The sequence below is a fragment of the Faecalimicrobium dakarense genome (genome assembly GCF_000499525.1).
Taxonomy (GTDB): Bacteria; Bacillota; Clostridia; order Peptostreptococcales; family Peptostreptococcaceae; genus Faecalimicrobium; species Faecalimicrobium dakarense.
In genome coordinates, this window is the sequence record NZ_HG529431.1 from 82,463 (window position 1) to 93,248 (window position 10,786).

Annotated in this window: 9 protein-coding genes, 1 pseudogene, 1 riboswitch and 2 other annotated features; of the genes and pseudogenes, 2 read left to right on the forward strand and 8 right to left on the reverse strand. The window is 29.1% G+C overall.

The window, feature by feature from the left end; genetic code table 11:
- Nucleotides 1-243: 243 nt before the first annotated feature.
- From BN899_RS18785 to BN899_RS17480, 8 genes are all read right to left on the reverse strand, one after another.
- Complete coding sequence (locus BN899_RS18785) at nucleotides 244-1,032, reverse strand: EAL domain-containing protein (protein WP_042278103.1); 789 nt, start codon at nucleotides 1,030-1,032, stop codon at nucleotides 244-246.
- Between the two features lie 46 nt (nucleotides 1,033-1,078).
- Nucleotides 1,079-1,162, reverse strand: a riboswitch (cyclic di-GMP riboswitch).
- Between the two features lie 123 nt (nucleotides 1,163-1,285).
- Nucleotides 1,286-2,059: a TatD family hydrolase gene (locus BN899_RS17450; protein WP_042278106.1), complete on the reverse strand. Its 774-nt coding sequence runs from the start codon at nucleotides 2,057-2,059 to the stop codon at nucleotides 1,286-1,288.
- Between the two features lie 19 nt (nucleotides 2,060-2,078).
- Nucleotides 2,079-4,016 carry a methionine--tRNA ligase gene (gene metG / locus BN899_RS17455; protein ID WP_042278108.1) on the reverse strand — a complete coding sequence of 646 codons (1,938 nt, stop codon included), beginning with the start codon at nucleotides 4,014-4,016 and terminating at the stop codon, nucleotides 2,079-2,081.
- Between the two features lie 47 nt (nucleotides 4,017-4,063).
- Nucleotides 4,064-4,285 (reverse strand) — a binding site (T-box leader).
- A gap of 281 nt (nucleotides 4,286-4,566) precedes the next feature.
- Complete coding sequence (locus BN899_RS17460) at nucleotides 4,567-5,289, reverse strand: amino acid ABC transporter ATP-binding protein (protein WP_042278110.1); 723 nt, start codon at nucleotides 5,287-5,289, stop codon at nucleotides 4,567-4,569.
- A gap of 11 nt (nucleotides 5,290-5,300) precedes the next feature.
- Nucleotides 5,301-6,023, reverse strand: a complete 723-nt coding sequence (locus BN899_RS17465; RefSeq protein ID WP_042278112.1) for an amino acid ABC transporter permease — start codon at nucleotides 6,021-6,023, stop codon at nucleotides 5,301-5,303.
- A 24-nt stretch (nucleotides 6,024-6,047) separates the two neighbouring features.
- Nucleotides 6,048-6,875 (reverse strand): transporter substrate-binding domain-containing protein, encoded by an 828-nt coding sequence (locus BN899_RS17470; protein WP_042278114.1) that lies wholly within the window; start codon nucleotides 6,873-6,875, stop codon nucleotides 6,048-6,050.
- Between the two features lie 289 nt (nucleotides 6,876-7,164).
- Nucleotides 7,165-7,373: a binding site (T-box leader), on the reverse strand.
- A gap of 72 nt (nucleotides 7,374-7,445) precedes the next feature.
- The gene (locus BN899_RS17475; RefSeq protein ID WP_042278116.1) at nucleotides 7,446-7,967 is read right to left on the reverse strand and encodes a spore maturation protein; all 522 of its coding nucleotides are present in this window, start codon (nucleotides 7,965-7,967) and stop codon (nucleotides 7,446-7,448) included.
- Nucleotides 7,967-8,530, reverse strand: coding sequence for a nucleoside recognition domain-containing protein (locus BN899_RS17480; RefSeq protein WP_042278118.1), 564 nt, complete (start codon nucleotides 8,528-8,530; stop codon nucleotides 7,967-7,969). Before BN899_RS17480 ends, BN899_RS17475 begins: the two co-directional genes overlap by 1 nt.
- A gap of 149 nt (nucleotides 8,531-8,679) precedes the next feature.
- Between BN899_RS17480 and BN899_RS20890 the strand changes: the two are divergent.
- Nucleotides 8,680-10,109 (forward strand): annotated as a pseudogene (locus tag BN899_RS20890) (nicotinate phosphoribosyltransferase).
- A 104-nt stretch (nucleotides 10,110-10,213) separates the two neighbouring features.
- Nucleotides 10,214-10,642 (forward strand): Lrp/AsnC family transcriptional regulator, encoded by a 429-nt coding sequence (locus BN899_RS17490; protein WP_042278120.1) that lies wholly within the window; start codon nucleotides 10,214-10,216, stop codon nucleotides 10,640-10,642.
- The last annotated feature ends 144 nt before the right edge of the window (nucleotides 10,643-10,786 follow it).

A 10,786-nucleotide genomic window follows, 5' to 3' on the forward strand; every position in this document is an offset into this window, starting at 1 on the left:
TGTTAATATTTAAACATTGTACGACATTTTTCTATATTTATTATACATTAAAATTATTTTTCTATAACGGTTAACTATTATTATTGGCATTATAAAATAACCATTTTATGTAAATTGGTTATTTTATATGGTTAGTTTTATGGTTATTTAATAACCATTTATTACTTCATATATTTTTATATATAAAAACTCTCTTAATATTGGTGCTAACATACCCAATATTAAGAGAGCTTTCTATATAAATTATATTTTTATCATTTCTGTATATTTATTAAATGGTACTGGTCGTGAGTAAAGGTACCCTTGACCATAATCTATCCCAAGACTCATAGCTATATTATGATCATCTTGTGTTTCTATCCCTTCTATTACAACTTTGCATCCTAAGCTTCTTCCCATATCAACAATTCCCCTTAGTACTTTAATCTTTTTTTCTTTATTATCACTAGGTTTTGGTAAAAACTCTCTTGGTATTTTTATCTCGCCAAAATTAATATTGCATAATCTATAGTAAGAAGAATATCCTGTTCCAAAATCATCTATTGATATTTTATAACCTCTTTCATCTAACTTATTTATTGTTTCTATAATTCCTTCATATTCATTTATAGGGTCTGTTTCTAGTATTTCCAGTATTATCTGTTTTGGGTTAATTGAATATTTTTTAGTTATATTTAATATATCATCATATATATTAGAATTCTTTAATGTATTTATAGATATATTTATAGAATAAGTATTATAACTGCAATTACTTTTTATTATGTCTTTACACATTTTTTCAAATACATGTATATCAAATTCATATTCTTTATCTAAATCCCTTATTATTTCTATAAATTCTATGGGAGATACTAATCCAAACTCCGGATGATACCATCTACTTAAAATCTCCCATGATATTATATTTCTATTTATTATATCGACTTTGGGCTGATATACTATACTAAACCCAAGCTTATCATTAGATAGAATATCTTCTTTTACTGCTAAATATTTTTTTTGGAATTCATTTCTATTCAAAGGCCCCATATTCCCTCCCACTATTTTATATAAAAAAAAACTAAAAATATCAGTAGATATTTTTAGCCGGTTGTACCAATAACTCCACATATTCTAGGTACCCATATACAGAATATGCTTCAAAGCATCTAATTATATATTAAACCCTCTATGGTATATATGTCTATTCATTTATATGCATTTTTACTTTTTTATAAAAATATGTTTCACATACAATAAAAAGCACATAAAATCTAATTAGATTTTACGTGCTTTTTATAATTTATTTATTTATACCAAAAAATTTCTTAGCATTTTCTTTTGTAGCTTCACATACTGCTTCATAAGATATACCCTTTTCTTGTGCTATCTTATCTGCAACAAATTGAACTAATGATGGGTCATTTCTTTTCCCCCTATGTGGCTCTGGAGCCATATATGGAGAATCTGTTTCTATTAATAGATATTCTAGCGGTATTTCTCTTACTACCTCTCTAGTTTTCTTATTATTTTTGAAAGTTACAGTTCCTGGTATAGAAATGTAGCAACCCATTTTTATATATTCCTTAGCTAGTTCTACATTTCCACTATAACAATGTAGCACACATCCTATTTCAGGACTTTTAGTATTTTTGATTATTTCAAAAGTATCTCCATGTGCATCTCTATCATGTATTATTATAGGTAACTTAAGCTCATTAGCTAATTCTATTTGCTTTTTAAACCACTCTTTTTGTACTTCTCTAGGAGAATTATCATAGTAATAATCAAGACCTATCTCTCCTATTGCAACTACTTTGTCATTTTCAGTAGCTAGCTTTCTTAAAGTATCTATTGCAGTTTCATCTAGTTCACCTACATCATGTGGATGAACTCCTACAGCTGCATATATAAAATCATACCCTTTTGAAAGTTCAATGGCACTTATTGATGTTTCTATATCTGCACCTGGATTTACTACTAAATCAACATTTTTTTCTTTTAAAGACTTTATTAATTCTTCTCTATCTTCATCAAATCTTTCATCATTTAAATGTGCATGTGAGTCAAATAACATATTTTATTCTCCTAACTAATTAACGAACTTCGCATCCATCCTTAGCACCTGTCGCTGTTGGAACTACTAAGTCATCTCCATCATTTCCAGCTGCTAATATCATACCTTGAGATTCTACACCTCTTAATTTAACTGGTTTTAAGTTACATACTACTATAACTTCTTTACCAACCATATCTTCTGGCTTATACCAAGATGCTATTCCAGATACTATTTGTCTTGTTTCTGGTCCTATTTTAATTTGAGATACTAATAATCTATCTGCTTTTGGATGCTTTTCACAGCTTATTACTTTACCTACTCTAAGTTCTACTTTATCTAATTCGTCTATTGTTATATTTTCTTTGTGTTCTATTGGTTCTTCAACTACTTCATCCTTTTTCTCTGAGAATAGTTCATTTAATTCTTCTACTTCTTTTTCTATATCTAATCTAGGGAATAAAGATTCACCTTTGTGAACTTTAGTATTTTCTCCTATAAGACCGAAAGTGTTAGTACTTTCCCAAGTTGTTAATTCTTCATTAACTATTCCTAATTGACAGTATATCTTTTTAGCTGTTTCATTCATTATTGGATTTATAAGAGTAGCTATTATTCTTATAGATTCACATAAATTATAAAGTACAGTATCTAAAGTATCTTTATTAGATTCATCTTTAGCTAAAGCCCAAGGCATAGTTTCATCTATATACTTGTTAGTTCTTCTTATTAATTTCCAAGCACTTTCTAATGCTTCATTAAATTGAAGTTTATCCATTTCTTTTTCGAAGTTTTCTACTGATAATTTAGCTACATCTTTTAAATCTGCATCAAATTCAGTATTTGCTTTTGACATTGGTATTATACCACCATTGTACTTTTCAACCATTGCAACTGTTCTACTTACTAAGTTTCCTAAGTCATTAGCTAAATCTGAATTTAATCTTGTTACAAAGTTTCTATGAGTGTAGTTTCCATCTTGGCCAAATGCAAACTCTCTTAATAAGAAGTATTTTAATGAATCTACTCCGTATCTTTCTATCATTTGCTCTGGGTAAACTATATTTCCTTTTGATTTACTCATTTTATCATTATCAAATAATATCCATCCATGTCCATATACTTGTGTAGGAACTTCTTCACCTAGAGCCATAAGTATTGCTGGCCATATTATAGTATGGAATCTCATTATTTCTTTACCTACTATATGAACATTGGCTGGCCAGAAATTTTTGTAATCTGAATCATTTTCACTCATATATCCTAACGCTGTTATGTAGTTGCATAAAGCATCTACCCAAACGTATATAACGTGTTTCTCATCAAATGGTACTTTTATACCCCAGTCAAATGTAGTTCTAGTTACACATAAATCTTCTAATCCTTTATCTAAGAAGTTCGCAACCATTTCATTTTTTCTTGATACTGGGAAACAGAAGTTAGGATCAGCAAATAATTCTCTTAATCTATCTTCATATTTAGATAATTTGAAGAAATAAGCTTCTTCCTTAGCTAAATAAGTATCTCTTCCACAGTCAGGACACTTATTTCCTTCTAATAATTGAGATTCTGTCCAGAAACTTTCACATGGAGTACAGTATCTTCCTTCATAAGCGCCTTTGTATATATCACCTTGTTCATATAACTTAGTAAATATCTTTTGGATTATTACCTTATGTCTATCTTGTGTTGTTCTTATGAAATCATCATATGATATGTCCATTGTGTTCCATAATTTTTTTATATCTGCTATCATTCCATCTAGGTACTCTATCTCTGTCATACCTTTTTCTCTAGCAGTTTTTTGTATTTTTTCTCCGTGCTCATCAGTTCCTGTTAAGAATTTTACATCATATCCACAGAAACGCTTAAATCTAGCTATTGCATCTGCTGCAACAGTTGTATAAGTATGTCCTATATGTAAGTTACCACTTGGATAATATATAGGCGTTGTTACATAAAAACTTGGTTTAGTCATGTTATTACCTCCCATTTATTGTATTAAAAAACTCGCCTCCTATAATACATAGGGGCGAGATTATTCACGGTACCACCCTAATTTATCTATATTTATATAGATATCTTAGCAGACTTTTAACGGGTCTAATCGTCTTATCTTAAGGAATAAATCGTTTGGATAAGAAAGCTCCAAGGCCATGTTCAATAATTTCTTTAACGCTAGCTTTCACCTAATCTAGCTCTCTGTTAGAAAAAGTCCTTATTTACTCTTCTTTTCATAGCTTATTAATATTAAACTTTAATATTAGTTTATACTTATTTTTACTATTTTATACAATAGCATTTTATTTATAAGTACTATATGCATTACTGTATGAAATAGTACTTATATAATAATATATTTCTTTTTTAATGTCCATATTTTTTATATACTAAGGAATTATAAATTATCTGATTTGTAGATAATTTATAATTCCAACTGATAAGCTTGAGCAACGGACGCAGTCGTTTGAGCAACGTGTTGGCGAATCACTTGAGCGACATGAGCGAAGCGAATTTTGTAATCAAAACTATATAACTTTATCTAAAAATTGCTTAGTTCTTATATGTCTTGGATTTTCAAATACTTCACTAGGCACACCTTCTTCTAATATATACCCTTCATCCATAAATACAACCTTATTAGCTACTTCTTTAGCAAATCCCATTTCATGGGTTACAACAATCATAGTCATACCTTCATTTGCTAGTTCTTTCATAACATCTAATACTTCTTTTACCATTTCTGGATCAAGAGCTGAAGTTGGTTCATCAAACAACATTACATCCGGCTTCATAGCCAAAGCTCTTGCTATAGCTATTCTTTGCTTTTGTCCCCCTGATAGTTGGTCTGGATATGAATCCTTCTTATCTTTAAGTCCAACTCTATCTAACAATGCTATTGCTTCTTTTACAGCTTGTTCTCTTGAGATCTTTCTTAATTTCATTGGAGCTAATGCTATATTATCTAATACTGACATATTTGGAAATAGATTAAAGTTTTGAAAAACCATACCTATATGTTCTCTAGTTTTATTTATATCACTTTTTTTATCTAATATATTATTATCCATAAATAATATATTTCCACCATTAGGTTTTTCTAATAAATTGATGCATCTTAATAATGTACTTTTACCTGATCCACTAGGACCAAGTATTGCTACTATTTCACCTTTTTTTATTTCTAAATTTATATCTTTTAATACTTCTAATTTCCCAAATTTCTTTTTAATATTTTGTATTTTTATCATATATATCCTCCTTAAGCTATGTCTGCAACTTCATTCTTTTTACTAAATCCTTCTGCACTTTTTAATGTCTTATTGTTTAATCTATATTCAAGTAAACCAACTAATTTTGATAAACTGAATGTAAGTACAAAATATATTAAAGCAGCTACTATTAGTGGTTCAAATGCTAAGTAAGTTGTTCCTCTCACTACATCTGCTTTATACATTAAATCTGGTATTCCTATTACTGAAACTATTGAAGATTCTTTTATTAAAGATATAAATTCATTAACTAATGATGGTAAAGAATTTTTTAGACCTTGAGGTATTATTATATATCTCATACTCATAAAATAGTTAAATCCTAACGATCTACTTGCCTCCATCTGCCCATTATCTACTGACTGTATTCCTGATCTTAATATTTCAGCTATATAAGCACTTGAATTTATAGATAAAGTAAATATTGCAGCTACAAATTCCGATGATAAAGGTCCTATACTAGGAAACTCTATCCCTAATGCAGGAAATCCAAAGTATACTATTGATATTTGTATTAATAATGGCGTACATCTTAAAAATTCAATATATACACTTGCAATAAATCTTAATATTTTACTTTTCGATATTTTTAATAAACAAACTACTATACCTAACATAAATCCTAAAATTAAAGTAATTGCTGATAATCCTATTGTTGCTTTTGTCCCGTCTATAAAATACTTAGAGTATTCACTTAAAAATCCAAAATCCATCTATTTGTACCTCCATCATGTCTTTTATTGAGCTAATTTAGTAGCCTTTTCAACAAATTCATTTATTTTATTTTCTTTAACTAATTTATTTATTGCCTTGTTCACTTCTTGTACTAAAGATATATCTTTAGTTTTATTTATAGCTATTGCAGAACCTTCTGTATTTCCCTTACCTAAATTAATATTAGCGTCTACTATATTAGGGTATTGCTTTAAATAACCTTTAGTTGTTTCTTTACTTAAAACTATTGCATCAACGTTTCCATTGTTTAACTCTAAAACTACATCTGATATTTTACTTAATCCCTTTATATTAGTCGCTTTTAATACATCTGTTGCTATTTGTTCTTGTAAGCTTGATTTTTGAACACCTATTTTTACATCTTTTAAGCTTTCTATTGAATTAAATTTATCTAAATTTTCCTTCTTAACTAGCACCGTATGCTCTCCATTGTAATAAATATCTGTAAAGTTAACTGCTTTTTTTCTTTCTTCTGTTGGGCTCATACCTGCAACTACCATATCTACAACTCCTGATTTTAAAGCTGGTAGTAATCCATCAAATTTCATATCTTTTATTTCTAATGTTACACCTAATTCCTTTGCTATTTCTTTTGCCATTTCCATTTCAAATCCAACTATTTGATCTTTTCCATCTATTACTTTATGGAACTCATATGGTGGATAATCTGCGCTTGTTCCTATTACTAAATTTCCTTTTTCTTTTATTTGTTCTAATTGTGTAGATGATTTATTTCCACTTGATGCTTCTTTTGATGAGCTGCATCCCACCACTCCTAAAGTTAACACTCCTGCTAAAGCCACTATAATTGATTTCTTTAAATTTTTCATAATATTACCTCCTATTTGTAATTGATTATTAATTGATAATGAAACTATCTAAATATACTAGGTTTCCCCACTTATCTTAAGTTTTTAAATTAAAATTCGCTTCGCTCATATCGCCGACACAGTCGCTCAAGTATTTGTGTTGGAAATTATAATTTCCTAGTATTAAAAAAGTCCCTTAGCATAAATGCTAAGAGACGAATTAACTCGTGGTACCACTCTTATTGATAAGATACTGAATATATACAATAATAGTGTTTTGAATATTAAAAAAGTCCCTTGGTTATAAAAACCAAGAGACGAAGTATTCCGCGTTACCACTCTTATTGATAAGTAATCTTATCCACTCTATCCCTTAAGGCGGGCAAACCGATTACCATACTATCACTTCAAGTAATCTTCTCCAAAGCTCTCTTCACTACAACCATCTTTACTAGGCTCACACCAACCCTAGCTCGCTGAAAATCTGACTAAAGTTACTCTCTTTTTCATCGAATTTTTTTATTAATTTAGTATAATTATAGACTATTATTTTAAATTGTCAATATCTTTTTCAAAATTTATTTTTTAATTCTATGTAAATAAAACATAACAAATAAATACAGATGCTATAACTCCTGCTATATGACAAAGCATCGCACAGCTTAGTGTATGCCTTGTATTTTTTATTTTTAAACTACCATAATATATTGCCATTGTATAAAATATTGTCTCTGATGCTCCTACTATCGTTGCTCCCATCTGTTCGACTGTTGTATCTATTCCGACTCTCTGAGCAAGTTCAGTGTACATACCTAAAGCTCCACTTCCTGATAACGGCTTAACTATTATTAAACCTATTAATTCCTTTGGTATACTAAATAATTGAGCAATTGGAGAAAATATAAACTCTAACATTTCAATACCCTTTCCAGATTTGAATATACCTATTGCTAAAAATATTCCAATTATGTATGGTACTATATCCCATGCAGCTTTAAGGCCTTCTATAGCACCTTTTACAAAGCTATCGTATATGTCTATTTTTTTATACTTACCATATGCTATTATGTACAATATTATAAGGGGTACTAGTATATTTGAGAATAATTCCATTATCTATACCTCCTTTTTCTTGATTCAAATAGTTTACAAGTTACTATAGCAATTATTGTTGAAATAGCTGTTGCAAATAATGTGGTAACTATAATTTCTGATGGATTTTGTGAACCTAAATCCATTCTTATTTTAAGCATTGTAAATGGAACTAGTTGAATTGAAGATATATTTATAACCATAAACATTACCATATCATTACTTGCTGTATCTTTTTTAGGATTTAGTGTTTGTAGTTCACTCATTGCCTTTAGTCCAAATGCAGTTGCTCCATTACCTGCTCCTACCATATTTAAAGCTATATTCATTACCATATAAGACATTGCCTTATGTCCTGGAGGAACTGATGGAAATAATTTTCTCATCAAAGGATTTAATTTTTGTCCTATTTTTTCTATAAGTCCTGAGTCTTTAGCAATACCCATTATTCCCATCCAAAGAGCCATCACTCCTGCTAAACTTATGGCAAATTCAACTCCATGAGATGCCTCATTTAAAATAACTTTATTTAATTCTCCTAAATTATTTGAAAATATACTTCCTATTATCCCGATAGCAAGCATATAAAACCATATTCTTCCTATTTTAATCTCCTCCCTTCTAAATAATTTTATGATAGGTGGGTTATACTTTATACTTGAAAGTTGTACTATATTGTGTTTTAGTATATATGTGGGGTCTTTTATAAATTTTATTATTAAGGAGAAATATAATGAGAAATTTAACACTTCTTACTGATTTATATCAACTTACAATGTTAAATGGATATTTTGAAAAAAATGTTCATGAAGATATTGTTGTGTTTGATATGTTTTTTAGGAAAAATGCCTGCAACAGTGGATATACTATAGTTTGTGGTATAGAACAGTTCGTTGAATATATAAATAACATTTGCTTTTCAGATGAAGATTTAGAGTATTTAAAGAGCTTAAAACTTTTTTCTGATAAATTTTTAACTTTTCTAAAAGATTTTAAATTTACAGGTGATATATATTCAGTTGAAGAAGGAACTATAATGTTCCCTAATGAGCCTATACTTACTGTAAAAGCTCCTTTGTACCAAGCTCAGCTTATAGAAACTGCTTTGCTTACAATTGTTAATTTCCAATCACTTATAGCAACTAAAGCATCTAGAGTTTGCTTTGCCGCACAAGGGGACCCTGTTTTTGAATTCGGTCTACGTCGTGCTCAAGGTCCTGATGCTGGTACCTATGGTGCAAGAGCTGCTATGGTAGGGGGATGCTTGGCTACTGCTAACGTACTAGCAGGTAAATTATTTGATATACCTTTAATAGGTACTCATGCTCATAGTTGGGTTCAAAAATTTGATACTGAATTAGAAGCCTTTGAAGCTTATGCTGATATTTATCCTGATAAATGTCTATTGCTTGTAGATACATATAATGTATTAAATAGTGGGCTTCCTAATGCTATAAAAATCTTTAAAGGTTTAGAAAAAAAGGATATAAACCATCAGGCATTAGATTAGATTCTGGTGATCTTCAATATTTATCTAAGGAATGTAAAAAGATTTTAGATAAAGAAGGTTTTTCAGATGTTGTTATTACAGCTTCTAATGATTTAGATGAATATACTATAACTTCATTAAAAACTGAAGGAGCTGCTATTAACTCTTGGGGGGTTGGTACGAAATTAATAACATCAGCTGATTCACCTTCTCTTGGTGGAGTTTATAAGTTAGCTGCATCTTATAAGGGTGATACCATTGAACCAAAAATTAAACTATCTGAAGATCCAGAAAAAATAAATAATCCAGGATATAAAAAAGTAGTTAGAATATACAATGAAAATAATAAGGCAGAAGCAGATTTAATCATGCTTCATGATGAAGTTATTGATGAATCTAAACCTTTAACTATATTCCATCCAATTTATACTTGGAAAACTAAAACATTTGAAAATTATAGGATTAAAGAGCTTCATAAGCCTTTATTTATAAATGGTAAATGTAAACATGAAAGAAAAAGTGTCATGGAAATAAGAGATTATACAAAAAATGAGCTAGATACTTTATGGGATGAATATAGAAGAATTTCAAATCCACAAACTTATAAAGTTGACTTGTCTGAAAACCTTTGGAACTTAAAAGCTCAGATGATTGATTCTAAAAAATCTGTGTAAAATAGTTTAAATTAACATTTATTTTAGGACAATAATATACTCTCTTTAAAATATTGAAATGTAAAAGTATATATTACATTATCTTAAACAAGGGGGATTAAAACATGGATATTACAGATCACAGAATTATAGACATCTTACAAAAAGATGGTAGAATTTCTATGAAAGATTTAGGTAAAATAGTTGGACTAACTTCTCCAGCTGTTTCAGAAAGAGTTAAAAGATTAGAAGAAGCTGGTATCATAGAAGGATATAAGGCTATAATAAATCCTGACGCTTTAGGAAGAGTTATAAAGGCTTTTATTCATATATCTTTACCTAGCAATATGTACAAAGAATTTATTGAAGATGCTCGTCAAGATCCAAGAATAGTAGAATGTCACCATATAACAGGTGATGACTGTTCGGTTTTAAAAGTTATTGTTAAAGATATGTACGAGCTTGAGGCTGTTATAGATTCCATAAAGAGAATAGGTTCAACTAAAACGTCTGTTATATTATCAACACCAATTCAAGCAAAATCTATTTTATAGTAAAAATTTACTTTGCTCAAACGACCTAAAATTTAGGTTCTTTGCTTGAGAAATGCGTTGACGAAATATTTTAAGCTTAAAATAGTTAGAATTATAAATTATCTATAAACTACATAATCTATAATTTTTTAATATATAAAAATG

Excerpts from the sequence above, each read along its gene's own strand:
- BN899_RS18785 (WP_042278103.1), bottom strand. The coding sequence starts at position 1,032 with ATGGGGCCTTTGAATAGAAATGAATTCCAAAAAAAATATTTAGCAGTA.
- BN899_RS17450 (WP_042278106.1), bottom strand. The coding sequence starts at position 2,059 with ATGTTATTTGACTCACATGCACATTTAAATGATGAAAGATTTGATGAA.
- metG (WP_042278108.1), bottom strand. The coding sequence starts at position 4,016 with ATGACTAAACCAAGTTTTTATGTAACAACGCCTATATATTATCCAAGT.
- BN899_RS17460 (WP_042278110.1), bottom strand. The coding sequence starts at position 5,289 with ATGATAAAAATACAAAATATTAAAAAGAAATTTGGGAAATTAGAAGTA.
- BN899_RS17465 (WP_042278112.1), bottom strand. The coding sequence starts at position 6,023 with ATGGATTTTGGATTTTTAAGTGAATACTCTAAGTATTTTATAGACGGG.
- BN899_RS17470 (WP_042278114.1), bottom strand. The coding sequence starts at position 6,875 with ATGAAAAATTTAAAGAAATCAATTATAGTGGCTTTAGCAGGAGTGTTA.
- BN899_RS17475 (WP_042278116.1), bottom strand. The coding sequence starts at position 7,967 with ATGGAATTATTCTCAAATATACTAGTACCCCTTATAATATTGTACATA.
- BN899_RS17480 (WP_042278118.1), bottom strand. The coding sequence starts at position 8,530 with ATGCTTGCTATCGGGATAATAGGAAGTATATTTTCAAATAATTTAGGA.
- BN899_RS17490 (WP_042278120.1), top strand. The coding sequence starts at position 10,214 with ATGGATATTACAGATCACAGAATTATAGACATCTTACAAAAAGATGGT.